Here is a 23,835-nt window from a genome sequence, read left to right as displayed (position 1 = left end):
AGCAGCACAACTTGCGGTGCATAACCTCCATCGCCAGCGCCCAGTCCCGAATGCGGCGCACGTCGATTCGTCGATCAGGAACCACAAGGCGAATCTAAAGACCTTTCTTGTAAGCGAATTGTCGTCCATCATATTTAAGCCAGAACGATCATGCACCGTCCTCGAAGTGTGATGGACACGGTGGCGGCTTAACATGTCCCTCCGCCGCGGCCTCCGCTTAAAACAATAGTTATGCCTGGCGATATCAGGGATTTCCATGCTCGACGATTCGCCCCTACTCGGACAAGGCTCGATGACAGCGCGCCAACGCTGGACCATCCTGGTCGCCAGCACGGGGGGAGCGCTCGAAGTGTTCGATTTCGTCATCTTCGGATTCTTTGCAAGAAGCATCGGCAGCGAGTTCTTTCCGACAGTAACCGGCGTACCGGTGGAGACGTTGTCGTTCACGGTGCTGGCCATTGGCTATCTTTCCCGACCGGTCGGCGGCATCCTCCTCGGGCGATTCGGCGACACGCACGGGCGGCGCCTCGTCTTCATCTCGTCGGCGATGATCGCCTCCGTTTCGACGCTTCTCATCGGAATACTTCCTTCATACGCGTCATGGGGCGCGGCCGCCCCGGCGCTCCTTCTCGTGCTGCGGCTCATGCAGGGCCTCTGCCTCGGCGGTGAATTGCCGGGCGCAGTCGTCTACACGGTCGAAACCGCGCGCGGCAGGCCGGGGCTTTTGTGCGGCATCGTGTTCGTCGCGGTCAATCTTGCGTTGCTTCTGGCGACGAGCATGAATCTTGTCATGCAATGGGTGCTCACACCCGGGCAAGTCAACGCGTTCGGATGGCGGATCGGCTTCCTGCTGGGTGGAATGGTCGGGCTGTTGAGCTTTGCTTTGCGGCGTACGCTTGCGGAGACCGACGAGTACGCGCAGGCCATCGGCGCCCGCCATCGCGAGCCTCTTGCTGTCCTGCTTCGCAACCATTTCGCTCCCCTGATGACAGGCGCTGCCGCGTCGCTGCTGGCGGGCGCGTCGGGCGGCATCTTTATCGGCTTCACGCCGGGTCATCTGCAAAAGCTTCAATACGACACGCAACAGATCGCGAGTGCCCAGACGTGCTATCTGATCGCCGTAGCTGCCTGCGTTCTCGTGACGGCGCACGCCGGCGACCTGTTGCCGCGTCGCTACGTGTTCAGGTTGGGAACCGTCCTGTCCGCGCTTTTCGCGCCCTTCTTCTTCATCGCGGCCGCCCGGCACTACGCGAGTCTGCCCGCGCTGTTCCTGATGGCCGGCGTCGTCAGTTCGATCGCCAACGGAACCTTCGCGTGCGCGATTGCAGAAATGTTTCCCGTCGACGTCCGCTTCAGCGGCGTTGCGACGGCCATGAATCTCGGTCTGTCCGCGTCGCTGGGACTGACGCCGCTCGCGGCAAATTTCCTCGTTTCCGGTCTGCACTGGATGCCCGCACCCGCGCTCGTCATGGTGTTGTGCTCGGCGATTGCATTCGCGGCTTCATTCGGAATGAAGCGCGAGCGGCGGCGCCCCGACATAGTCGCTGTGAGCAGGAACTCGCGATGGCAGGAGCGCAGATGAACACGCCAGAATCCATCCGGATTGCCGATGTCGAGTTGAACATTCAGCGCTACGAATTGCGCCGCGCGGGTGAGAAGGTCAGCCTCGAGCGTCTGCCGATGGAGCTGCTGATCCTGATGGCATCCCGCAACGGCCAACTCGTCACGCGTGCGGATATTGTAAGAGCACTGTGGGGCGCGAATGCGTATCGGGAAACGGACAACTGCATCAATACGGCAATCCGGAAAATCCGCGTGGCGCTGCACGACGACCCGGTCAATCCGCAGCACATCATCACGGTGAAGGGCAAAGGCTATCGACTGAATAACGTACGGCCGATGCCGGAGGAGCCGGTACCCGCTCCGCAGGAAGCCGCGCGAATACTGGTTCTGCCGTTCGAAAACCAGACCGGCGATTCCGGCCAGAACAGCTTCTGCGATGCACTGGCTGACGAAACTTCCGCCAGCATCGGCATGCTCGATCCAGAGCGCATCCTCGTCATTTCGAGGACGACTGCCGCCCACTGCAGACGAGTCAGCATGAGCATCGCGGAGATCGCGCGCGAGTTGTCGGTCGACTATGTCCTGGAAGGCGCGCTCAAGCGCGACGGTGTGAGGATCCGCATTCTGGCGCAATTGATCCGTTGCTTCGATCAGGTGCAGATCTGGAGCCGCGCGTATGAGCCGATGTCGCGTGGCGCGCTGGAAATCCAGAAAGAGGTGGGAGCGGCGCTCGCCCGGGAGGTGTCACCCGCGCTCGCGGCACAGCGGCGGCACATGCTGACGAGACGTTTGCCGGTCGATCCGGCGGCACACGATGCGTATCTGCGCGGCCGTTACTACTGGACGCGCCGCGTGCACTTCGATGCGGGGTTTGCCGCGCATCACGCGCTGAGCGACGAGGACTTCGTGCGCGCGCGCGGCTACTTCGAGCGCGCGATAGAACGGGACCCGACTTACGCGCTCGGATATGTGGGGATGTCGAACGTTTTAGGTGCCACGGCGACGCATGGAGTCTGTGCGCCGTCGGAGGGCCATCCGCTAGCGCGGCAGGCGGCGTTGCAAGCACTGGAACTGGACGCCAGTCTTCCTGAAGCCCACCAGGCGCTAGCGGGCGTGCACTACTTCTATGACTGGGACTGGCGGCGTGCCGAGGAAGAGTTCCTCGAAGCGTTGCGGCTGAACCCAAGCCACGCTGAAACGTGCCGCCTATATGCACGCCTGCTGCTAGTGCTTGGGCGAGAAGCGGAAGGCAGAGCACAGTTCGAGCGAGCCGAAAAGGTTGACCCGCTCGGGTTCGAAGGATCGCGCGTATTCGGACTCGTACAGGCAGGCAAATACGACGAAGTGATTCGCGAGTGCCTGCACGCCGGGCGTGGCAATCGCTCCCCGCTCGTCTATCAACTGCTGGCGACCGCGTATGAAGAGCAGGGTCAATACGAGGAGGCAGTCGACGCAACCATTGACGCGCTAACGCGGTGCGGCGAATTCGCTCGCGCAGAGACGATTCGCACGATCTGGGAGGCCGGCGGCTATCAAAAAGTCCTTCAATGGTATTTGCAGGATTTGACGGCGAGGCGTCAAAGGCGCTATACGTCGCCGTTTCTGTTTGCGGAAATTTACGCGCGGCTCGACCAGCCGGACGAGATGTTTCATTGGCTCGACCTGGCGCTTGCGGAGCATTCGCCGCGCCTGTGCGAGCTTCGCACCAACGCATGGTTTCATCGCTATCGGTCGATGGGGCGATTCCGCAACGTCGAAAAGCGTATCGGCTACTGATCCCGGAGCCCGGCTCCGTCAAGCCGGACGGTCCCGCTCCGAACTTTAGCGTGCCACCGTTACGCGCGACGAGTGTATTCACAGGCACTCACCGCGCGTAACGCGCGGTCGCGCAAAGCTGTTGCGCTGCAGTCAATGGTGGCGGAACGGATTGGCCGCCACACGGCTTTGCTCCGGGGATTGCAGGGTGTTGAGGTCCGGATAGGACTGCCGCGCCGGATTCATTGCCATTCCCGTCTCACCCCTCGACGCGTCGCTGACGCCGCCGACATCCTGAGCAGACGGCGCGGTTCCCGATGGTACGGGTTTGTCTTGCGCCCACGCTTGTCCCACGAACATGCCGATCGCGCAGAGCGCCACGATTCGAAGCGTTTTCATGTCAATTTCTCCTTCCCAAAAGTGCGAAAACGGTCAGTGCATGACCGGCCGTAAGGCGATCCCGGACGGTCCCCGCGAAGATGCGGCGTCGCGTTGCTATCGCTTTGTCAATCCTGCGATCAGATCGTCTTTTGCACCATCGACTGAGTCTAAAGAAATTGTTAACGCGGACCCGATTGCGGATCGGCGGAACGTTGTCGCGCAGCCTGCTCGTTCAAGGCAAGCGTGAATCGGGCCGAATCCCAATCCTCGCCGAGTGCGCGATGCATGAGTTCCTGCTGGCTTTCCGGCGCCAACCCGCCGACCGGTGGGTCGCGGTCGAGATCGGTGGGGAACGGATATCCCTCAGCGCAGGATGCGATTGCCGCGGTAATTTCCGTGTCGCTTATCCGCCCCGAAGCGCGACGCTCGCGCAGTACCGGATACAACGCTTCGCACATTCGCGTGCGGTCGAGCACTTCCATCGCCCGGCCATAAGCCGATGAGATTTGCAAGAGGTTCGCCATGCGTTGTACGTCCGAGGTGCGATTTTCGCCGGCCGCATGGAATAACGCGGGACTGAAGAACACGGCATCGCCCTTGGAGAGGGGCAGCTGGACGAAATGGTCCTCAAAATACTCGCGAAATTCGGCTCGGCGCCACGCCAGATATCCCTCGTCATAGCGCTGCGAATACGGCAGGAGCTTCGTCGGGCCGCTCTCGACCGGCATGTCGCTATGCGCCACCGCGCCCTGCAAGGTAAGGAAGGGGGACATCCGATGGACATGCGCGGGATAACGTTCGGCCTTTTCAGCCGTCTGGAAACCGAGGTGATAATCGCGATGCGCTTGCTGAGCGGCGCCGCCCGGTCGAACTACGTTGACCTGGGATGTCATCTGGTAGCACGGTCCGAGCCACGCTTGCGACACAATCATCAGCATTGGATTTGAAAAGTATTGCGCGAATACATCGGGTGCTTTCAGGCAGAGCTTCTCCTGGGCGTTCCAGATCCGGTCATTCGCGCCTGCCTTTGCGAAATGGTCTGCCGCACTGGAGCCTTGCTCGCGCTCACTATGAATAATGGATTCAAAGACGGCCGTGGCATTGTCGATCGGTCTGGTATCGACAAATGCGCGCCGCAGCACCAGCACCCCTGCGCCATCGTGAAGGACGCGAGCCCATTCCGCCTGCAACTGCGCTCTGTGCGATGCATCGCGTGTCACGCCATCGAGTTGTGGACAGTCGTAAATGGGAATCCGTTGCACGACTTCCGACGCATAGCGGGTCGGGCCGTGGTCATCGCCCTCCAACAGCGCGACAAATTCATCTAACGCGCAATCGCGCTCGCGGTACCAACTCTGCTCGCGCTTTTCGATGCGATCCTGGCTGTGGCCCATGTCTCTCTCCTCTGTACGTCAAGGATAGCGCCACGTGGGTGCACTCGCCGGGTGCATGACGCATCGAAGCATGAGCCGCCCGCTGTCATTGCGCGGGCGCAGTCTGCCCCACCTGCTCGCCAAACTGCAATGCAGCAAGCTGAGCATAGAGCGGCGAGCTCAGGAGGAGTTCGGCGTGACGACCCTGCGCGACGATCCGCCCCTGTTCCAGCACGACAATGCGGTCGGCCTGCTGGACGGTCGCGAGGCGGTGTGCGATGACCAGCGTGGTGCGGTTCTGCGCGGCATTGTCCAGCGCCTTTTGCACCAGCCGTTCGCTGGCGGCATCGAGCGCACTGGTCGCTTCGTCCAGCAGCAGGATGGGCGGATTCTTCAGAATCGCGCGAGCGATCGCGATGCGCTGACGCTGTCCGCCGGACAGCCGCACGCCGCGCTCGCCGAGAAAGGTGTCGTAGCCCTGCGGGAGTTCTTCGATAAAGCCGGCCGCGGCCGCCATGTCGGCGGCACGTTGCACTTGCGCGAGCGTGGCTCCCGGCGCGCCATAGCGGATATTGTCGAGCACGCTCCCAGAAAAAATCACCGATTCCTGCAGCACCACGCCGATCTCCTTGCGCAATTCGACGAGCGGCACGTCACGCGTGGGGACGCCGTTGATCAGAATACGGCCGGCTTGCGGATCGTAAAAGCGCAGCAGCAACTGGAACAGCGTGGTCTTGCCCGCGCCGGACGGACCGACCAGTGCCACATGTTCACCCGTGCGGACCTCGAGCGAGAGTGCGGAAAGCGCCGCAATGCCCGGGCGCGATGGATACGAGAAGCTGACATCCTCGAAGCGGATACCCTCGCCTCGCGCCGGCAGCGCGACCGTCGTCTCGGCCTCGACCACCGGCGAGCGCGCCGCCAGCAATTGCAGCAAACGTTCGGTGGCGCCGGCAGCGCGCTGCAAATCGCCCCATACCTCGGCGACCGCGCCGACGGCGCCGGCCGTGAACACTGCGTAGAGAATGAACTGGGACAATTGGCCCGCCGTCATGCGCCCGGCCAGCACCGCCTGCGCCCCGAGCCACAACACGAATACGATGGCGGTGAACACCAGCACGATCACCACGGCGGTCAACCAGGCGCGCGCGCGAATGCGCGTGAGCGCGGTCTCGAAGGCCGCCTCCACCGCGCCCGCAAAGCGCTGCGTTTCAAAAGGCTCCTGCGTGTACGACTGCACGGTCGGCATGGCATTGAGCACCTCGCCCGCCAGCGCGCTCGTGTTCGCGATCTTGTCCTGGCTTGCGCGCGAGAGCCGTCGCACGCGGCGGCCGAAGATCACGATAGGCGCGACCACCACGACCAGCGTCGCGAGGATGTAGCCGCACAGCACCGGGCTCGTCACCGCTAGCATCGCCACGCCGCCGGTCAGCAGGAAGAAGTTGCGCAATCCCAGCGACAAGCTGGTGCCCACCACGGTCTGGATGAGCGTGGTGTCCGCAGTGAGCCGCGACAACACTTCGCCGGTCTGCGTGGTTTCGAAGAATTGCGGGCTCATGCTCAGCACGTGATCGTAGACCGCGCGCCGCAAGTCGGCCGTGACCCGCTCGCCGAGCCATGACACGAGGTAGAAGCGCAGCGCCGTGGCGCCGGCCAGTACTAGCGATACGACCAATAGCGCGAGGAAATAGCGGTCGATGTGCCCCCGGTCGCCCGCGGCGAAGCCACGGTCGATCAGGTATTTGAACGCCACCGGCAAAACCAGCGTGGCGCCCGCCGAGCTCACCAGCGCGAGAAACGCGAGCGCCCAGCGGCCGGCATAGGGGCGCACAAAGGGAAACAACGCAAAGAGCGGGCCGATACGGGATGACGGCGACGACGTCTTCGAAACACTGGCGGCAGCGGACTGAGGCCGTGCAACCTCATCGGTTGGCTGAATCACGCGACATCCGCCAGCATCGACCGGCGACAACCCGCCGCAGCGCACCGGCAAGCGTATTGGGCTCGAACGTCCTCGTCCGCGGGATCGTCGGTCGTCAGCAGGTATTCGATAAACAGCTCCTCGCCCGCCTCGATCGGCCGGATCGTGTGAATGAAGATGCGGCCATCGTCCTCAATGGTCTCGCAGTTCGGCGCGCAGGCGTGGTTCAGCCAACGCGCACTATTGCCTCCGCGGCTTCCGTCGATCACACGCCCGTCCGACAGGCCGAAAAGAAACGTGTGCCCAGCGACACCTTCGCGCCGATGCCGGCGCACCGCTTCCCGCCAGCTCGTCAATTCGCCCCGGTATTCAAGCACGCACTCACCCGCCGCGAGCGGCCGCATCGCGAACACACCCTTTCCGTGGACTGACGACCGCCGTACGATCACGCGCCGCATACTGGTTCCTTAACTGATTGACGCACCAGTATACGAGTGCAATTGCGCGCTTGCATGATTTTGTGCCGGCTTTCGGCACACATGGCCGTCGTGTCGAACGACAGTCGCCCATGATGCTCGATATCGTTCCTGCACGGCTCGGAACCAACGCCGTACCCTTCCACGTCGCTTAGCCTCGCAATCGCTACCTCAGCCGGCGCGTGAGGATTTTCCGAGCCTGGCTCGCCGGGATGTTTAGTGAACCGGGCCAACGGGATTGATCCCAAGGGCCGCACACGGTGATAGATGAACATCGCAATAGATCATCCATTCCTTAAGGAAAACTGAAGTAATAGCCTCATTTCACGGATCTTTCTTCTCATCGCATCAATCGCTAATGAGTTATGGAATCGAAAGCGTCGCTTCATCCAGACGACTCAATTCCACTGCACATTCTTTCCCGGATTACCAAATATTCCGCAGCAACCTAAAGGACGGGAAATGAAGACGATCAGAATCTGGAAGCGAACGCAAATCGCCGTTGGCCTGGGCGCTGTCCTGCTTGCCGCGCTGCACCCGGCAGGCGCGACGGCGGCCGATGATCACGATCATCGTGATCATCACCATGAGTCAGTGAAGCATGTGCTGCTGATCAGCTTCGACGGTTGGCACGAGCAGGATGTTGCGCGCTGCGTCGGATCGAACGCATGCCCGAATCTTGCGCTGCTGGCGAAGTCGGGGACGACCTACACCAACGCGCACACGCCTGGCCTTTCGGATTCGTTCCCGGGGCTCGCTGCGCTCGTCACCGGTGGCTCACCCAAATCCGCGGGCCTGTTCTACGACGTATCCTATGACCGCACGCTCTACGCGCCGTCCGATAGCAATTGCACCGGCAAGCAAGGCTGGAATGTCGTATTCGACGAGACTACTGGCATCGACGGCGAGAACGGCGGCGCACTGACGCATCTCGACGGTGGCGGCGCGTTCAATCCGCAGGCCATCCCGCACGCTTTGCTCAATGGCGTCTGTACGCCCGTCTATCCGCACAACTATGTGAAGACCAACACGATCTTCGAAGTGGTCAAACGCAACGTGAAAGGCGCTCGCACTGCCTGGGCGGACAAACATGCGTGGGGCTACGACTGGCTCAATGGACCTTCCGGCAAAGGCGTCGACGATCTTTCCCGCACGGAGATCAATTCGATCGATCCCGCCACCAACACGAACTACACCGACGTCTACACGCACACGGAACAGTTCGACAATTTCCATGTGCAGTCGCTGATCGATGAAATTGACGGCAAGGATTCGACTGGCCGATCCAGCGCCGATGTGCCCACCCTGTTTGGGACCAACTTCCAGACTTTGAGCGTCGCCCAGAAGGCAACGGTGGCGAATGGAGGCGGCTATCTGGATGCGAGTTTCACGCCGGGTCCGCAGGTAACCAACGCGATTACCTATCTGGACAACGCCTTGGGTCGCATCGTGGCCGAACTGAAGCAGCGCGACCTGTATTCGTCGACGGCGATCATCGTCACGGCGAAGCACGGGCAATCCCCGACCGACCATTCGAAGCTGGTGAAGAACGGCGACACACTCTCGAAACTGCTTGAAGCAAACAACTATCTGGATCCGAACGGCAACTTCGGGCAGAACAGCACGAAGAGCGGCAACCTCAATGACGGAACCGGGCTCGCCGGCACGGGGTTCGTGCAGACCGACGACGTCGGCCTGATCTGGTTGCGCGATCAACGCCAACTGCCGGCTGTCGTGAAGACCTTGAAGGACAACCTGAGCTGCAACGCACCCGGCATTTGTGCGGACGGCCCGCAAGCGTACATTCTGTATGGCCCGCAACTGGCTGGCCGGTTCGGCGATCCGGCACGCGGACGCACGCCTGACATCGTCGTTCAGCCGAACCCCGGGGTCATCTATACGTCGAGCGCGACCAAGGACGAAGAGCACGGCGGCAACGCTCCCGACGACAGCCATCTCGGTCTCGTGGTCTACGTGCCTCACGCCCGTCACGCGGGCCAGGTGAACGACGAGCGCGTACTGACCACCCAGGTTGCGCCGACGATCCTGCAGTTGCTCGATCTTGAGCCTGAACTGCTGCACTCGGTCGCTATTGAGGGAACGCGCGCGCTGCCGGAGTTCGATCGCGAGCGGTTCTAGGCGAATGGCGGCACTCTGCCGCTAATGGGCCACGGCAAATAAGCGAAGCGTCACGATTCTTTTGGACCTTCAACGCTTCCATATCGTGTCGTCGGTGGCCTGTGGCCGGCCTGGAGAGTTCCAGGCCGGCTGCTCAGTCGAACGCGGTCGTGCTAGAGTCGGGCATCTTTTTCGCTATCGCGTAGCCCTTATGCCGCCAAGCCTTGAATCTGAACCCGCCGCTCCGGCAGATCATCAACAAGGCATGGAAAGCGCCGCCGCGACGCAGAGTCTTGACATGCGGATTCCAGCGATCGTGCCCGCGCGAACCGCTCTGGTGGTCATGCATTATCAGACGGACATCATGCGGTTATTTCCATCGGTCGCACCTTCGCTGCTCGCCAACACGCGCAAGCTGTGCGACGCCGCGCGGGCCAAAGGTGTCAACGTCTATTTCGCCAGGATCCACTTCAGTCCCGGCTATCCGGAAGTCAGTCCGTTGAACAGAAACGGGCAGGGAATCAAGCAACTGGGTCTCTTCGTCGACGACGAGATCGCGCCGGAACTCGGCCAGTTGGCCACTGAACCGCTCATCATCGCGCATCGTGCCAGCGTGTTCTTCGGTACCGACCTGCAGGCGCGGCTTTCCACGCAGGGGATCGATACGCTAATCATGGTTGGGATAGCGTCGACCGGCGTGGTGCTGTCGTCGGTTGCGTACGCGAGTGACGCGGACTTCCGCTTATTGACGGTCAAGGATTGCTGTTACGACCCGGATCAGGTCGTGCACGATCATCTGTTTTCAACGGCCTTCGATTCGCGCACGACGGTATTGTCGCTCGCCGATGCCTTGTTGTTGCTCGCCTAGCGTGTGCTGACTTTTTTCGGCTTTCCATGCTAGTCAGCCGCTCCGCTGTGCGCTATTCAGATCGATCTTTGGCGTTCAAGAAAACAGCGGTAAAGACTGCATTGCCATTTGGCGCGGGCGTCGGGAAGCCGTGGGTCGGCCGCTGCGTACGGAAGCTTGCTCGCCGGGGGAGCCGAGGCGCCTGTTGAGATCCGACAGTGCTTTGCAGACAGACGTGTGATCGGGCATGCCGGCCAATGCCAACTCGAGCCGGTTCAGCAGTTCCGGCAGACTCGATTCTCCAGTCATCTTTCCTGCGAACTTGCGCTTCCGCATAAGACCGCTCCTGATTCGACAGACACTGCGCGCACAGCATCTCATGCTACCAGGTCGATAGGGACGCGTCCAGGCGGGTTCCTTTCGACGTTCATGAGCGAGCGCATCCTTCGCGCTCGAGCCAAGCGCGGAACAGCACGACCAGTTCATCCGCCGACTTCGCATCCGGAACGTAAGTGCAATAGCTTCGCGACGGCAAGCGAGGACCGGCGAACGGCGCGACGAGCCGGCCGGCCGCGAGGTCGTCGGCGATCAGAGCGGTCGGTCCCATCGCGACGCCGATCCCGTCGATCGCCGCTTGCAACGTCAGAAAGAAGTGGTCGAAGGTCAGCGCGGCGGCTGGCCTGAGTGCTGGAACCTCCGCGCTCGCCAGCCAGTCCGGCCAAACCCGCGGAAGACTCGACGTATGCAGCAACGTATGCTGCCGCATATCATCCGGCGTTCGGAGCGGCAGGCGCTGCAAGAGCGCCGGGCTACAAACAGGTACTCGCTCCTCGGACAGGAAAGGCCGCATCGAATAGCCATAGAACGTGTCCGGGCCGCCCCGGACGATCACGTCGTATGTCTCCTTCAGACTCTCCAACGACTCGTTCGATGTGTACACACTGACGTCCACGTCGGGATGCGCGGCGCGGAAGGTCGCCAGTCTCGGCACCAGCCAGCGCAATGTGAAGGTCGCGGGCGCATTCACGGACAGTGTCCGGGAGAGCGTTTCAGCGAATCCGTATCGGGCCGTGGCCTGCGAGAGCCCCTCGAACAAAGGACCGATTTCCGCCAGATAAGCCTTCGCTGCCGGCGTCAACGCAACGCGCCGGTTGTGCCGTTCGAACAACGATGCGCCGAGCCACTCTTCGAGCGCGCGCACATGCTGGCTCACTGCACCGTGTGTCACGTGCAGTTCGGCGGCGGCTTCCTTGAAGCTGCCGAGACGGCCGGCGGCCTCGAAGGCGCGCAGGGCATTGAGCGGCGGCAGTGTTCGCTTCATTCACAAGAGTTTATCTAACGCGAATCCCCAATTTAACTCGTTTGTGGCGGTCCCACAAGATAGATAAGCTTCTTATTGCACCGCTGATTCTGGCTCTCCCACACTCTTTGCCTCTCCTGAACCCGCATGCTCAGTTACACCGGCGGTCTCGTCCTCATTGCCGCTTTGCTTCACGCGAGCTGGAACGCGATGCTGCACGGCAACCGCGACCGCTTCCTCTCCATGACGTGGATGAGTATCGCCATCGCCGCGGTCGCCACACTCGTGATCGTGTTCACGCCTCGGCCCGCCGACGCCGCCTGGCCGTACGTCGCCGCATCGGGGCTCGTGCATATCGTCTACAACGTTTGCCTCGTGCGAGCCTATCGTCGCGGCGATCTGGCGCAGGCCTATCCGATCGCACGCGGCTCGTCGCCGCTGCTCGTCACACTCGGCGCGGCGCTCTTCGCGCGTGAGGCGATCGGCCCCTTGCACGCACTCGGGATCGCGATGATCTCGGGCGGCATCATCGCACTCGCGCTGCAGGGCGGGCGCGTGTCGCGCGCGGGTGCATTGGCCGCGCTGGCGACGGGTGCGTCGATCGCGCTCTATACCGTGATCGACGGCATCGGCGTGCGCTTGTCCGGCGGCGAGGCGCTCGCCTATACCGCCTGGATGTTCATGTTCTACTGGCTGATGCCGGTGCTGTTCGTCGCGATGCGCGGGCACGAGGCGCTGTGGACACCCGTGAGAGCGGAGCCCGTCGCCGTCGGGTTGTCGCTTGCTGGCGGCCTGGTGTCGATCGCGGCGTATGGCATCGTGATCTGGGCCATGCAGTCGGGCGCGATGGGTACGGTATCCGCGTTGCGAGAGACCAGCGTGGTGTTCGCGGTGCTGATCGGACGCGTGATTTTGCGGGAAGCGGTAAGCGCCAGGCGCTGGCTCGCGTGCCTGATCGTCGCGGCCGGGGCGGTCTGTTTAGGGCTTTGATCAGACAGGATCGCGCCCCGCCCAAATTGAAGCAGCCGCTCTTTTTCTTCGGAGCACAAGCAACTTCGCTGCCACGACGGCGGATTCGCCCTACAGTCCGCTAACTACAAAAGTCTTTTTTGTTCTACGCTATAGGTGCGGTTCGCGGCGCGTCTCGATGTCTGTCCCGTATCACGGCTATCCGGGGAAGCCACAGACTCCGCTGCACGCCGTAGACGCTATTCCGGCGCGGTACGGTGCAACCGGCCGGAAGTAATCTCGAGACAGTCCTATCGCCACTCAATACTCCGGCAGCCCGGCGGACCTCGCTCCGACCGTGGCACTCGAACCCTGCACCCGACCTATGGAGACTAATGATGTCGATTCGATTAGGAGAAGACGCTCCCGATTTCACCGCGGAAACCACCGAAGGGACGATCCATTTTCACGAATGGATCGGCGACCATTGGGCAGTCCTGTTTTCGCATCCGAAGGATTTCACACCCGTTTGCACCACGGAACTCGGATACCTTGCAGGCCTCAAGCCGGAATTCGATAAGCGCAACACGAAAATTATCGGGCTCAGCGTCGATCCGGTCAGCGACCATACGGAGTGGGTCAAGGACATCGCCGAGACGCAGGGCCACGCAATCAATTACCCGCTGATCGGCGACTCGGACCTGAAAGTCGCGAAGCTCTACGACATGATCCATCCCGAGGCGAGCGGCGGCGGCCCGCGCACCGCGGTCGACAACGCGACCGTACGCTCGGTGTTTCTCATCGGCCCGGACAAGAAGGTCAAGGCCATGCTCGTCTATCCGATGAGCGCGGGCCGCAATTTCGACGAAGTATTGCGCCTGCTCGATGCGCTGCAACTCAACGCGAAACACACGGTGGCGACACCGGTGAACTGGAAGCCGGGTGAAGACGTCATCATTCCAACATCTGTTTCCAACGACGCCGCGAAGCAAAAATATCCGCAGGGTTTCAAAACCGTGAAGCCTTATCTGCGGTACGTCGAGCAACCGAAGTAACGCACGCGGATTGGAGCGACGCGCGCCGGACAGTGCAAAGTCCGGCGCGCGAGGTGAGTCCGGGTGCAGTCATGCGCCCGGACCTCTGAGCGGGGCAGCGCCCAACCGGACTGCCTGTGGGGTAATCGGCGGCACCGCATGGGTCGCCATCTTAAGCGCTCGCAGGAGCGGGCCGCGGAGCGAAAACGTGTTGATCTTCCGGCAGCTATTCGATCAGCAATCGTCTACCTACACCTATCTTCTTGCCGATAGCACGACGCGAGAGGCGGTGCTGGTCGATCCGGTATTCGAACAGGTGCGCAGGGATGCCGCGCTGATCGAAGAACTCGGCTTGCATCTGCTTTATACGATCGACACCCACGTCCACGCCGATCACGTGAGCGGTGCGTGGATGCTGAACCGCCGCATAGGCAGTCGCATTGCGATTTCGGCGGCGAGTGGCGCCGAAGGCGCGGACCGCTATCTGAGCCACGGCGACAAAGTCGAGTTCGGTTCAAGATACCTGACGGTACGCGCGACACCGGGCCATACCGATGGATGCATCACGCTCGTACTCGACAACGAAACCATGGCGTTCACCGGCGATTGCCTGTTGATCCGTGGCACGGGCCGCACGGATTTTCAGCGCGGCGACGCGCACACCCTGTTTCGCGCGGTGCATGCGCAGATTTTTACGCTGCCCGCCGCATGCCTGCTCTACCCGGCTCACGACTATCGCGGTTTGACGGTCACGAGCGTGGGCGAAGAGCGGCGCTTCAATCCACGCCTCGGCGGCGAGCTGTGCGAAGACGATTTCACCGGATACATGACGAACCTGCACCTGCCGCATCCGAAGCAAATCGACGTGGCGGTGCCCGCGAACCTGAAATGCGGCCTCGCGGCGAGCGTCCCCACGCAGATGAGCGAGCCCGATTGGGCGCCGCTGACCTGCAGCTTTGCCGGCATCTGGGAAATTAGCGCTCAGTGGCTGGAGGAAAATCTGCCTGCGGTCGAAATCGTCGATGTGCGGGAACCTGAAGAGTTCGACGGACCGTTGGGACGCATTCCCGCAGCCAGGCTCATTTCATTGGGTGAGCTCGCCGGGCGGACCGCGGAACTGACGAAGGATCGCCCCATCGTGACGGTCTGCCGGGCCGGTGGACGCTCGGCACAAGCCACGGTCATGCTGCGCCAGGCCGGATTCGAGCGGGTGGCCAACCTTCCCGGCGGCATGCTGCGCTGGCGCGCGGAAGGCCGCGTGGTTGAGAACGGCAGCGCATAGCGGTGTAGTCGATGCAGGCCCTCCATGCCGGCGACGCGTCAAGTTATCGAACCAGGGGCGAGCGCCGTCTCACCTCTTCCACGCCGCCCCCTCCGGAAAGTGATATTCATCGAGCGACGCCGCATGCATCTCGATGCTGTAACCCGGACGCTGCGGCGGCATATAACGGCCATTGCGGATCACGACCGGATCGACGAAATGCTCATGCAGATGATCCACGTATTCGAGCACCCGGTTTTCCAGCGAGGCCGACACGCAGATATAGTCAAACAGCGAAATATGCTGGACGTACTCGCACAATCCGACACCGCCCGCATGCGGGCACACCGGCACGCCGAATTTCGCCGCCATCAGCAGAACGACGATGACCTCGTTCAAACCGCCCAGCCGGCAGCTATCGACCTGGCAGAAGTCGATGGCCTGCGCCTGTAGCAACTGTTTGAACATCACCCGGTTATGACAGTGCTCGCCGGTCGCGACGCCGATCGGCCGAAGCCGTTGACGGATGGCCGCGTGGCCGAGAATGTCGTCGGGACTCGTAGGCTCTTCGATCCACCACGGATCGAATTCCGCGAGGCGCCGCATGTTCGCGACCGCTTCGTCGACATCCCACACCTGGTTGGCGTCCATCATCAGCTTCCGGCCTTCGCCAATTTCTTCGCGCAGAATGCGCGCGCGGCGCATGTCCTCGTCGAGATTGCCGCCCACCTTCTGCTTGAAGTGCGTCCAGCCCTGCGCGACGCCTTCGCGCGCGAGCCGGCGGATCTTGTCGTCGTCGTAGCCGAGCCAGCCCGCCGATGTCGTATAGGCGGGATAGCCCTGCGCGAGCATTTCCTTTTCGCGTTCGCCCCGCGTCTTCGCATGGCGATGCAACATCGCAATGGCTTCCTGCGGCGTGATCGCGTCGGTCACGTAGCGGAAATCGAGGCAGCGCACGAGTTCTTCGGGGCTCATGTCGACGAGCAACTTCCACACGGGCTTGCCTTCTGCCTTGGCCCACAGATCCCAGGCCGCGTTGACGACAGCCGCCGTGGCCAGATGAATCGCGCCCTTGTCCGGGCCGATCCAGCGCAACTGGCTATCCGACGTCAACGCGCGCCAGAAAGCACCCATGTTCGCGGCGATATCCTCGAGCCTTTTACCGACGACCAACGGAGCCAGCGCCTCGACCGCGGCCACGCAAATCTCGTTGCCGCGTCCGATCGTGAAGGTGAGGCCGTGGCCGGTGAGCGCGTCGGGCGAATCGGTTTCGAGCGTGACATAAGCGGCCGAGTAATCCGGCGCGGCGTTCATCGCATCGGAGCCGTCCAGCGAACGCGAGGTGGGAAACCGAATGTCACGGACGGACAGCCTGGTGATCGTGGGCATCTGAACACACTCCTCTGCGACAGCCATCGACTTCGGTCTAATAGCAAAGAGGGCCGTGGCATCGAAAAGACGCCGCGACCCCTCCCTCTCGCCGCATCAGGCGGCGGCGATCAATCGTAGAGCACGGCTGCGATCTTCGGATCGGTCATATTCGTCTTGTCGTACCAGTAGAAGCCCGTGTCGACTTTCTTCGGCAACTTCTCGCCCTTCAGCGCCTTCACCGCGGAGTCGACCACGCACTTGCCGATGCCGACCGGGTTCTGCGTGATGGCGCCGGCCATCAAGCCCGAATTGATGTCGTCCTTCTGCTCCTTGCCCGAGTCGTAGCCGATCAGCACCAGCTTCTTGCCCGATTCCTTGACGCCGATCGCGGCGCCTTCCGCCGAGCCTTCATTCGCGCCGAAAATTCCCTTGAGATTGGGGTTGGCCTGGATCATCGTCTTGGCGATTTCCGCCGACTTCAAATGGTCGCCGCCGCCATATTGGACCGAGACGATCTTGATGTTCGGGTGCTTCGATTTCATTTCATTGAGGAAGCCGTCGCGGCGATCGATGCCGGTGCGGCTCGTCTGGTCGTGCACGATCACGCCGACTTCGCCGGCATTGCCGATCGCCTCGGCCATCTTGTCGGCAGCGAGGGCGGCCGCCGCGAGATTATCCGTTGCACACGTTGTCAGCGGAATATCGCTGTCCACGCCGGAGTCGAAAGCGATCACGGGTATCTTGCCGGCCTGGGCGCGCTTCAATAGCGGAATGGCCGCCTTGCTATCGAGCGCGGCGATGCCGAGTGCCTGCGGCTTCTTGGCGAGCGCGGCCGAGAGCATGTCGATCTGTTTGTCGACCATGGCTTCGGTTTCCGGCCCCTCGAACGTGATCCTGACGTTGTGCTCCTTGGCCGATTGTTCGGCGCCGGATTTGACGGCCTGCCAGAACTGATGCTGGAACCCTTTCGAAATAAGCGGGATATAGGTGTCCGCGTATGTCACGCTCGTCCCGCCAATGAGAGCGCCAACGCCGACCACGACACCGATTAGTTTTCTTTTCAACATGGTGTTTCTCCTCCTAAGATGGGCTGTCAACTTCAGCCGTTGGGGAGCTTATGGAGCTCCATTCCTTATCCTGTCCCGTGCCGCGTCAGCTTTTCTTGCGCCGCAAAATATCGCCATAGACGGCGAGAATGATGATGAGACCGGTCACCACGATCTGCCATTCCTGCGCGACCGACATGATGCGCAGACCGTTGGTCAGCACACTCATGATGAACGCGCCGATGATCGTGCCGAGAATCGTGCCCGCGCCGCCGCTCAGCGACGTCCCGCCGATCACCACGGCCGCGATCGCTTCAAGTTCGTAACCCTGGCCAAGCGCCGGCTGCGCCGAATTCAGGCGCGAGGCGATCAATAGCCCGGCAATGCCGCAAATCGCTCCGCTCAGGCCGTAAATGGCGATCTTCCACCGGTCGACATTCACGCCGGACAAACGCACGGCTTCTTCATTGCTGCCGAGCGCGAAGGTATACCGGCCAAGCGCCGTGCGATTGAGCGTGATCGAACTCAGCACCGCGAGGAAAAATAGAATCAGGACCGCGTTCGGCACGGGCAGGCTCGGCAACAGGTCGCCGATCAGCGAATCCTGCGAGATCATGTAGAAGTTTTCGGTGTCGGTGAAATAGATCGGCTTGTCGGCCGAGACAACCAGCGACAGCCCTTTCAGCAGCATCATCATGCCGAGCGTGGCGATGAACGGCGGTATTTTCATTTTCGCCGTGAGCGTGCCCGAAACGGTCCCGCAGATCGCCCCGGTGCCGATCGCGGCCAGCACGCCGGTCCACATCGGCAGATGCCAGTAGGTCAGGAACACGCCGCAGATGACCGCGGTGAAGGTCATCAGCGTACCTACGGACAAGTCGATGCCTCCGGTAATGATGACGAACGTGCAGGCAATCGCCAGCACGCCGTTCACCGCCGTTGCCTGCAGAATCCCGAGCATGTTGTCCATCTGCATGAACGCGGGAGACGCGAAGCTGAAAAACACCAGCAGCAGGATCAGGCTCCCGAAGGCGAGCAGCTTTTGCAAAGCGGTCGGCGTGAAAACGCGGGCTCTCAGGCCCGAAAACGTCTTTTTATTACCCAGCGCCGATGCATCCGATGGCAATGTCATGAAAGACCTCTCGAGGCTCACGCCACGTTTAGGGGTTCGCGCTGCGTCGCCAGTTGCATGATGCGCTCCTGGGTCGCCCCAGCCGCTGAAAGTTCACCGGTAATGCGGCCCTCGCACATCACGACAATGCGGTCGCTCATGCGCAGGATCTCCGGCAGTTCCGACGAAATCATTATGATTGCCTTGCCCTGGTCGGCGAGCGCGCGCAGCAGCTTGTAGATTTCGCTTTTTGCGCCGACGTCGATGCCGCGCGTCGGCTCGTCGAAGAAGAGCACGTCGCAGTCGCGCTCGAGCCATTTGGCAATGACGATTTTCTGCTGATTGCCGCCCGACAGCAGCCGCACTTCCTGCGTCGCGGAAGGCGTGCGAATGCCGAGCAGATTGATGAAATGGGCAGCAGCCTTGCGTATCTGCGCGCGGCGCAGGAAAAAATTCAGCGACAGGAATTTGCGCAAGTTGGACATCACGATGTTCGATTCGACACTCATGCCGGTAGCGAGGCCGAAACGCTTGCGGTCTTCCGAGAGATAGCCGATGCCGCGCGCCACCGCATCGCTCGGATTCCTGATCGATGCCTTCACGCCTTTCACGACGATCTCGCCCGACTCGATCGGATCGGCGCCGAACACCGCGCGGGCGACTTCGGTGCGGCCGGCGCCCATCAAGCCCGCGAAACCCAGTATCTCGCCCTTGCGCAGCGCGAAACTCACGTCTCTCACCAGCGGGCCGGCATTCAGATTGGTGACTTCGAGTGCGACCTCGCCCTCGTTGGGGATGTGCTGGGAAGGCGCGGCGTCGGTCAAGGTTCGCCCGACCATCATGCCGATGATCGCTTGCACGGTGGTGTCTTTCGCCGCGACCGTGGCCACATATTCCCCGTCGCGCAACACGGTGACGCGGTCGGCAATCTGCTTCAGCTCATCCATCTTGTGCGAGATATAGATGATTCCGACGCCCCGGTTCTTCAGCTCGCGAATGATGCGGAACAGCTCGGCGATTTCGGCGTCGTTCAGCGCCGAGGTCGGTTCGTCCATGATCAGCACGCGCGAATCGAACGACAAGGCCTTGGCGATCTCGACCATCTGCTGCCGCGCGACAGTGAGCGTGCTGACCACCGCGCGCGGGTCGAGAGCCACGTGCATGCGGGCGAGTATGTCGTGAGCTTGCGCGTTGAGCTTGTCTTCGTCGAGGAACAGGCCGAGGCGTCCACGCGGCTCACGGCCGATGAACATGTTCTGCGCGACGCTCAGATGGTTCATCAGCTGGAGTTCCTGATGAATGATGCCGACGCCCACGGCCTGCGCCTCGCGCGGGCTCTGGAAATCGACCGGCTGGCCGTCATAGAGAATTTCGCCGGTGTCCCGTGTGTACACGCCGGCGAGGATTTTCATCAACGTCGACTTGCCGGCGCCGTTCTCACCCATTAGCGCGTGGACTTCGCCGGCCATGAGTTCGAACTGGACTTCGTGAAGCGCCCTCACGCCAGGAAAGCGCTTGCTGAGCCGTTTGACGGAAATGAGCGGAGTCATGGTGCGGATCGAACGACAAATCCGCGAGCGCCGCCAGCCTCATTGCGAGGAGCGGATTGAAACAGCATGGAACGCCGCCGGGCCGGGCGCCGCCGGGTATCGGACTGCAAAGACGGGCGGTGCAAGGCGCGGTTGAAATCGCAACGAGAAGCCAGACGCATTGCTGGGCCCTCAAATCGATGTGCGACGATTTTACGACGCTGGACGCCGCCGGCTCAAGCTTAGGCATTCCCTAATATCACGAGGCCAATGCCGCACGCCTGCTTCCCACTATTTGATTTGCCGCTTATTTCAGGCCGATTCGACGGCCTTTGCTATCAGAACAGTTGGGCGCCGAGTTCGTGCAGGCTGTTCCATTTCACGGTGCTGACAAACGTGCGGCCCGTGGTGTCGAGCGATTCGATCATCGCGCGTTGGCCGCGCGCTTCCGCCACGACGCGTACGATGCGTGCCTGATAGCGCAGCAGCGCGCCAATCGGCGGGCACAGCGCTTCCCGGCGAATCCGCGAGCGTTTCTTTTCCATACCCAATCTATCCAGATGTCCAGCGAGTTGCAGGGCCGCCGACCAGCCACGGCGTCTCTGCGCGTGATGCTACCAGGTCGGCCGGCAATGGTCCAGGCCGTGTGCCGATGCACGGCCTGGACTCGGGGTGTAGCGCCCGCCAGCTGCGAAGCATACGTTAGCCTGACGCCGCGCTAATTCACCACTAATTCAAGCCCGATACGATCATCGCCATGGTAACGAAGGGGACGACCCATGGCCGACTTCCTTGAATGGCTCATAGATATCTCGGTGGCGAGCGCGAGTGCCGCGGCCATCGGTTCGATCTTTCTGTTGCTGGTCGGCGTGGCCGGCGAGACACACCGGCATGTCGTCAAACATCGCGATGCCGGCCGGATCTTACCGCTGTAACTCTATCTTGCCCGACTGGAACGACCTGGCCCGCGACATGATGCGCTCGCTCGTCTTTGACTTTTCCGTATCAGCCGGTCACTATATCTTTTCATTGTAAAAATACTGCCCGCGACCAGTAACCATGAAAGAAGCAACGTCACGCCGCAAGACGTCCACCTCACCTAGAGCCGCAGCCCCCGCTAAAACCTCAGCCGACCACGCGTCACGCGAGAAACCCTATCACCACGGCGCGCTGCCCCATGCGCTGCTTGAAGCGGCGGAGATCGTGCTACGGCGCGACGGCATTCGCGGCTTGACGTTGCGCGCCATTGCGCGTGAAGCCGGCGTATCGCATACGGCGCCCCAGCATCATTTCGGCGACACCGCCGGCGTGTTGAGCGAACTCGCCGCCAGCGGACACCGGCGGCTCGCCGCGACGATGGCGGCGCAGGCAGACGGTATCGAAGCGGGCCAGGCGCGGCGCAAAGCCATCGCCCGCGGCTACGTGAGCTTTGCGGTGGCCAATCCAGATTTGCTGCACCTCATGTCGCGCAGCGAAATGCTCGACGCGGCGCGCCCGGCCCTCGTGCAGGCGCGGCTAGCGTCCGCGCGCACCCTGGCCTGCGTAGTCAGCGCGCCCACCGAACGCGCCGACGAAGATAGATTCTCGCCAGGCCGAATCACTGCGGCTCAGGCCATTGCCATGACCGCGGCGTGGGCGTACGTTCACGGGCTGGCTTTGCTTCTCATCGACGGACGCCTGAATGCGCTGGCCGCATCCGCCGACGGTATACGCAGCGCCGAAGATCTGGTGGAAGCCGCGATCGAGCACGTCCAGATCGTTCCCGCCGACCCCGCAGGCAAAGGCCGAAAATGAGCGGGAGCCCTCACGTCGCAATGCCGGAGCGCCCACCCTGACGTTAATGCCGCAATGGCGCGCGCGCTCTCGCGTTTTGGTCACTCGTTCCTCTTGTCGCCCACCTACATGCTCAAATCGCTCCGCAACCAGCTCGTTATCGCAATTGGCGCCGTGGTGAGCCTGTTCGCCATTCTGCAGGGCGTCAGTTCCTACCAGTTCTGCGTGGCCGGCATGAGCGCGGTGCTCGACCTGCGCATGGAACAGGTCGCATCGCGTTTGCGAATCGGTTTTGGCGAAGGCATTCCGAAGGTTCCGGCGCGCGGATCGCAAGACGCGCGCGATATTTTCATCGTCATCTGGAAAGATGGCGAGACGCAGCCGGTGCGAACCACTGAGCCATCGCTGCTCCTGCCGCGCGATGCGGCCGCGGGCTTCACGTCGCCGGTAGTGAATGGCGAAGGGTGGCGGATCTATACGGCTCGCGACGGCGCTCAGACCGTGCAGGTCGCGCAACGCCTCTCAGTACGTCAAGAGATCGAGGAAACCGCCGCGACGAAGACGCTCTGGCCGATCGTCGTGTTCATTCCGCTCGTGTGGGCCGCTGTTATCTTCGTCGTCAATCATTCGTTGCGGGAACTGAACCGGCTTGGCAACGAAGTCCGCGTTATCGACGTGAACCATCTGCAGGCGCTGCCGCTCGCCCGCGTACCCACTGAATTGCTGCCCTTCATCCGCTCGATCAATCTGATGATAGAGCGGCTTGCCCGCTCTATCGAGAGTGAACGCAAATTCATTTCCGACGCCGCGCACGAGTTGCGCACGCCGCTTACGGCGCTGCAATTGCAGGCCGATAATCTGCAACGCGACATTGTGCCCAGCAATCAGGAACGGTTTCGCGCGCTCCAGGGCGGCATCACCCGAAGCAGCAATCTGATTTCGCAGTTGCTGCGGCTCGCGCGCGCGGACGCGCCGCCGGTTGGTCAATCGCTGACACGGGCCATGGTCAGCGTCGATGTCGCGGCCGCCGTCGTCAACGCCATTTCCGACGTGCTGCCGATTGCCATGCAGCGTGGCATCGATATCGGCGCGAACGAAATGGTCAGCGCCAACGTGCGCGCAATCGAACTCGACATCGGCACGGTGATCAAGAACCTCGTCAGCAATGCGGTTCGCTATACGCCCGACGGCGGCACGATCGATTTGTCGACCCGCGTGCATGACGGCATGGTCTCTGTCGAAGTGAAGGACACCGGCTTCGGTATCGACGAAACCCTGCTGCCCCGCGTGTTCGACCGGTTCTTTCGCGCCAATACGGACATTGAAGGCAGTGGGCTCGGGCTATCGATTGTGAAAGCGATTGTCACGCGGTACGGCGGGACGGTAACGCTGCGCAATCGCGATGACGGGCAGTCCGGCATCGTTGCGACGGTCAGTTTGCCGATCGAGCCGGATGGTGCCGGTTGATGCGTTTCATATCCGGTTTTAGTGACGCAAGTAAATCGACTTCAAGCCCACGTCATAGCTGGGATGCAACCATTCGGTGGGATTTGTACTCGCATGCGTGCCGTTGCTGCCGATAGCCGCAGCCGTATGCGCCGGCATCTGCGGCGAATCGATACCGATCACTTCATAGGCCACCGTTTCGACCTGCATTTCATCGATCGGCGCGGCGGGCTGTGCGAACGCCGCAGTCGGCAAAGCGATCATGCCGGCGATCAGTGTGTTGCGCAAAAACTTGTTCATTGTCCTTCTCCTTCGAAATTCCCGCTTCATTCTGGGTATGGAATACGGCTCGCGCTATCGCGAAGTTGTTGGCCGGTTTTTCGCGACTCCGTTGCCAATCGAACGGCGGTTCTTTACGAAGTACCCCGGCCAGCCACGAATACATATTGCGCGCCCAGAATTAGCGCTGAATGAGGGAGTTCGAGTGACCCGCTTTGCCCTGCTTCGCACGCTGCCAGTGGGAACTGGCTAGGCGGTGTGGACTGGCATCGCAGCGGCGGGCACGGCGATACTCGGAATGAT

General features: G+C 61.8%; 21 protein-coding genes. 10 read left to right on the top strand and 11 right to left on the bottom strand.

From position 1 onward, the window contains the following. The first annotated feature begins 292 nt into the window (after positions 1 to 292). Positions 293 to 1,582: an MFS transporter gene (locus B0G81_RS04650; RefSeq protein WP_243856356.1), complete on the top strand. Its 1,290-nt coding sequence runs from the start codon at positions 293 to 295 to the stop codon at positions 1,580 to 1,582. After that, positions 1,579 to 3,339, top strand: coding sequence for a winged helix-turn-helix domain-containing protein (locus B0G81_RS04645; RefSeq protein WP_134133692.1), 1,761 nt, complete (start codon positions 1,579 to 1,581; stop codon positions 3,337 to 3,339). Before B0G81_RS04650 ends, B0G81_RS04645 begins: the two co-directional genes overlap by 4 nt. Before the next feature lie 132 nt (positions 3,340 to 3,471). On the opposite strand, the gene B0G81_RS04640 is transcribed toward B0G81_RS04645, so the two are convergent. The 4 genes from B0G81_RS04640 to B0G81_RS04625 all read right to left on the bottom strand — a co-directional run bounded on the left by B0G81_RS04640 (position 3,472) and on the right by B0G81_RS04625 (position 7,451). Continuing rightward, a complete protein-coding gene (locus tag B0G81_RS04640) occupies positions 3,472 to 3,717 on the bottom strand; it encodes a hypothetical protein (RefSeq protein WP_116146105.1) in 246 nt (81 codons plus the stop codon). A 161-nt stretch (positions 3,718 to 3,878) separates the two neighbouring features. Continuing rightward, on the bottom strand, positions 3,879 to 5,093 hold the full coding sequence (locus B0G81_RS04635) for a phytanoyl-CoA dioxygenase family protein (protein ID WP_134133691.1): 1,215 nt from the start codon (positions 5,091 to 5,093) through the stop codon (positions 3,879 to 3,881). 85 nt (positions 5,094 to 5,178) lie between these two features. After that, the gene (locus B0G81_RS04630) at positions 5,179 to 6,933 is read right to left on the bottom strand and encodes an ABC transporter transmembrane domain-containing protein (RefSeq protein ID WP_134142991.1); all 1,755 of its coding nucleotides are present in this window, start codon (positions 6,931 to 6,933) and stop codon (positions 5,179 to 5,181) included. A 77-nt stretch (positions 6,934 to 7,010) separates the two neighbouring features. Continuing rightward, complete coding sequence (locus B0G81_RS04625) at positions 7,011 to 7,451, bottom strand: SET domain-containing protein-lysine N-methyltransferase (RefSeq protein WP_116146110.1); 441 nt, start codon at positions 7,449 to 7,451, stop codon at positions 7,011 to 7,013. Between the two features lie 480 nt (positions 7,452 to 7,931). Between B0G81_RS04625 and B0G81_RS04620 the strand changes: the two genes are divergently transcribed. Together B0G81_RS04620 and B0G81_RS04615 are read left to right on the top strand one after the other, a co-directional pair. Then, complete coding sequence (locus B0G81_RS04620; protein WP_134133690.1) at positions 7,932 to 9,608, top strand: alkaline phosphatase family protein; 1,677 nt, start codon at positions 7,932 to 7,934, stop codon at positions 9,606 to 9,608. Positions 9,609 to 9,852: 244 nt separating this feature from the next. Continuing rightward, the gene (locus tag B0G81_RS04615; RefSeq protein WP_134133689.1) at positions 9,853 to 10,455 is read left to right on the top strand and encodes an isochorismatase family cysteine hydrolase; all 603 of its coding nucleotides are present in this window, start codon (positions 9,853 to 9,855) and stop codon (positions 10,453 to 10,455) included. Positions 10,456 to 10,861: 406 nt separating this feature from the next. Here the strand turns inward: B0G81_RS04615 and gcvA are convergent, their stop codons facing one another. Continuing rightward, positions 10,862 to 11,755, bottom strand: coding sequence for a transcriptional regulator GcvA (gene gcvA / locus B0G81_RS04610; protein WP_134133688.1), 894 nt, complete (start codon positions 11,753 to 11,755; stop codon positions 10,862 to 10,864). A gap of 126 nt (positions 11,756 to 11,881) precedes the next feature. Between gcvA and B0G81_RS04605 the strand changes: the two genes are divergently transcribed. The 3 genes from B0G81_RS04605 (at position 11,882) to B0G81_RS04595 (ending at position 14,998) form a co-directional block, all read left to right on the top strand. After that, positions 11,882 to 12,724: a DMT family transporter gene (locus B0G81_RS04605; protein WP_134133687.1), complete on the top strand. Its 843-nt coding sequence runs from the start codon at positions 11,882 to 11,884 to the stop codon at positions 12,722 to 12,724. 356 nt (positions 12,725 to 13,080) lie between these two features. After that, the gene (locus tag B0G81_RS04600) at positions 13,081 to 13,737 is read left to right on the top strand and encodes a peroxiredoxin (protein WP_106279132.1); all 657 of its coding nucleotides are present in this window, start codon (positions 13,081 to 13,083) and stop codon (positions 13,735 to 13,737) included. Positions 13,738 to 13,927: 190 nt separating this feature from the next. Continuing rightward, a complete protein-coding gene (locus tag B0G81_RS04595) occupies positions 13,928 to 14,998 on the top strand; it encodes an MBL fold metallo-hydrolase (protein WP_134142990.1) in 1,071 nt (356 codons plus the stop codon). A gap of 69 nt (positions 14,999 to 15,067) precedes the next feature. Here B0G81_RS04595 and B0G81_RS04590 read toward each other — a convergent pair whose 3' ends face one another. The 5 genes from B0G81_RS04590 to B0G81_RS04570 all read right to left on the bottom strand — a co-directional run bounded on the left by B0G81_RS04590 (position 15,068) and on the right by B0G81_RS04570 (position 20,579). After that, positions 15,068 to 16,366 carry an L-fuconate dehydratase gene (locus B0G81_RS04590; protein ID WP_134133686.1) on the bottom strand — a complete coding sequence of 433 codons (1,299 nt, stop codon included), beginning with the start codon at positions 16,364 to 16,366 and terminating at the stop codon, positions 15,068 to 15,070. A 110-nt stretch (positions 16,367 to 16,476) separates the two neighbouring features. Further along, positions 16,477 to 17,415 (bottom strand): ABC transporter substrate-binding protein, encoded by a 939-nt coding sequence (locus B0G81_RS04585; protein ID WP_106300398.1) that lies wholly within the window; start codon positions 17,413 to 17,415, stop codon positions 16,477 to 16,479. Positions 17,416 to 17,500: 85 nt separating this feature from the next. Next, a complete protein-coding gene (locus B0G81_RS04580) occupies positions 17,501 to 18,526 on the bottom strand; it encodes an ABC transporter permease (RefSeq protein ID WP_106278503.1) in 1,026 nt (341 codons plus the stop codon). A 17-nt stretch (positions 18,527 to 18,543) separates the two neighbouring features. Continuing rightward, positions 18,544 to 20,055: a sugar ABC transporter ATP-binding protein gene (locus B0G81_RS04575; protein WP_134133685.1), complete on the bottom strand. Its 1,512-nt coding sequence runs from the start codon at positions 20,053 to 20,055 to the stop codon at positions 18,544 to 18,546. A gap of 317 nt (positions 20,056 to 20,372) precedes the next feature. Further along, positions 20,373 to 20,579 (bottom strand): hypothetical protein, encoded by a 207-nt coding sequence (locus tag B0G81_RS04570; protein WP_134133684.1) that lies wholly within the window; start codon positions 20,577 to 20,579, stop codon positions 20,373 to 20,375. Between the two features lie 234 nt (positions 20,580 to 20,813). Here B0G81_RS04570 and B0G81_RS43470 point away from each other — a divergent pair, with 234 nt between their 5' ends. The 3 genes from B0G81_RS43470 (at position 20,814) to B0G81_RS04560 (ending at position 23,274) form a co-directional block, all read left to right on the top strand. Next, positions 20,814 to 20,969, top strand: coding sequence for a hypothetical protein (locus B0G81_RS43470; protein ID WP_166678921.1), 156 nt, complete (start codon positions 20,814 to 20,816; stop codon positions 20,967 to 20,969). 124 nt (positions 20,970 to 21,093) lie between these two features. Then, positions 21,094 to 21,828 (top strand): WHG domain-containing protein, encoded by a 735-nt coding sequence (locus B0G81_RS04565; protein WP_134133683.1) that lies wholly within the window; start codon positions 21,094 to 21,096, stop codon positions 21,826 to 21,828. Positions 21,829 to 21,936: 108 nt separating this feature from the next. After that, positions 21,937 to 23,274, top strand: coding sequence for a HAMP domain-containing sensor histidine kinase (locus B0G81_RS04560; protein ID WP_134133682.1), 1,338 nt, complete (start codon positions 21,937 to 21,939; stop codon positions 23,272 to 23,274). Positions 23,275 to 23,292: 18 nt separating this feature from the next. Here the strand turns inward: B0G81_RS04560 and B0G81_RS04555 are convergent, their stop codons facing one another. Next, a complete protein-coding gene (locus B0G81_RS04555; protein ID WP_134133681.1) occupies positions 23,293 to 23,553 on the bottom strand; it encodes a hypothetical protein in 261 nt (86 codons plus the stop codon). Positions 23,554 to 23,835 lie beyond the last annotated feature (282 nt).

Origin of the sequence: Paraburkholderia sp. BL6665CI2N2 (genome assembly GCF_004366535.1) — a bacterium.
Lineage (GTDB): Bacteria > Pseudomonadota > Gammaproteobacteria > Burkholderiales > Burkholderiaceae > Paraburkholderia.
The sequence above is the reverse complement of the archived record's forward strand: the minus strand, read 5'-3'. Positions and strand labels throughout refer to the sequence as shown.

Excerpts from the sequence above, each read along its gene's own strand:
- B0G81_RS04650 (WP_243856356.1), top strand. The coding sequence starts at position 293 with ATGACAGCGCGCCAACGCTGGACCATCCTGGTCGCCAGCACGGGGGGA.
- B0G81_RS04645 (WP_134133692.1), top strand. The coding sequence starts at position 1,579 with ATGAACACGCCAGAATCCATCCGGATTGCCGATGTCGAGTTGAACATT.
- B0G81_RS04640 (WP_116146105.1), bottom strand. The coding sequence starts at position 3,717 with ATGAAAACGCTTCGAATCGTGGCGCTCTGCGCGATCGGCATGTTCGTG.
- B0G81_RS04635 (WP_134133691.1), bottom strand. The coding sequence starts at position 5,093 with ATGGGCCACAGCCAGGATCGCATCGAAAAGCGCGAGCAGAGTTGGTAC.
- B0G81_RS04625 (WP_116146110.1), bottom strand. The coding sequence starts at position 7,451 with ATGCGGCGCGTGATCGTACGGCGGTCGTCAGTCCACGGAAAGGGTGTG.
- B0G81_RS04620 (WP_134133690.1), top strand. The coding sequence starts at position 7,932 with ATGAAGACGATCAGAATCTGGAAGCGAACGCAAATCGCCGTTGGCCTG.
- B0G81_RS04615 (WP_134133689.1), top strand. The coding sequence starts at position 9,853 with ATGGAAAGCGCCGCCGCGACGCAGAGTCTTGACATGCGGATTCCAGCG.
- gcvA (WP_134133688.1), bottom strand. The coding sequence starts at position 11,755 with ATGAAGCGAACACTGCCGCCGCTCAATGCCCTGCGCGCCTTCGAGGCC.
- B0G81_RS04605 (WP_134133687.1), top strand. The coding sequence starts at position 11,882 with ATGCTCAGTTACACCGGCGGTCTCGTCCTCATTGCCGCTTTGCTTCAC.
- B0G81_RS04600 (WP_106279132.1), top strand. The coding sequence starts at position 13,081 with ATGTCGATTCGATTAGGAGAAGACGCTCCCGATTTCACCGCGGAAACC.
- B0G81_RS04590 (WP_134133686.1), bottom strand. The coding sequence starts at position 16,366 with ATGCCCACGATCACCAGGCTGTCCGTCCGTGACATTCGGTTTCCCACC.
- B0G81_RS04585 (WP_106300398.1), bottom strand. The coding sequence starts at position 17,415 with ATGTTGAAAAGAAAACTAATCGGTGTCGTGGTCGGCGTTGGCGCTCTC.
- B0G81_RS04580 (WP_106278503.1), bottom strand. The coding sequence starts at position 18,526 with ATGACATTGCCATCGGATGCATCGGCGCTGGGTAATAAAAAGACGTTT.
- B0G81_RS04575 (WP_134133685.1), bottom strand. The coding sequence starts at position 20,055 with ATGACTCCGCTCATTTCCGTCAAACGGCTCAGCAAGCGCTTTCCTGGC.
- B0G81_RS04570 (WP_134133684.1), bottom strand. The coding sequence starts at position 20,579 with ATGGAAAAGAAACGCTCGCGGATTCGCCGGGAAGCGCTGTGCCCGCCG.
- B0G81_RS43470 (WP_166678921.1), top strand. The coding sequence starts at position 20,814 with ATGGCCGACTTCCTTGAATGGCTCATAGATATCTCGGTGGCGAGCGCG.
- B0G81_RS04565 (WP_134133683.1), top strand. The coding sequence starts at position 21,094 with ATGAAAGAAGCAACGTCACGCCGCAAGACGTCCACCTCACCTAGAGCC.
- B0G81_RS04560 (WP_134133682.1), top strand. The coding sequence starts at position 21,937 with ATGCTCAAATCGCTCCGCAACCAGCTCGTTATCGCAATTGGCGCCGTG.
- B0G81_RS04555 (WP_134133681.1), bottom strand. The coding sequence starts at position 23,553 with ATGAACAAGTTTTTGCGCAACACACTGATCGCCGGCATGATCGCTTTG.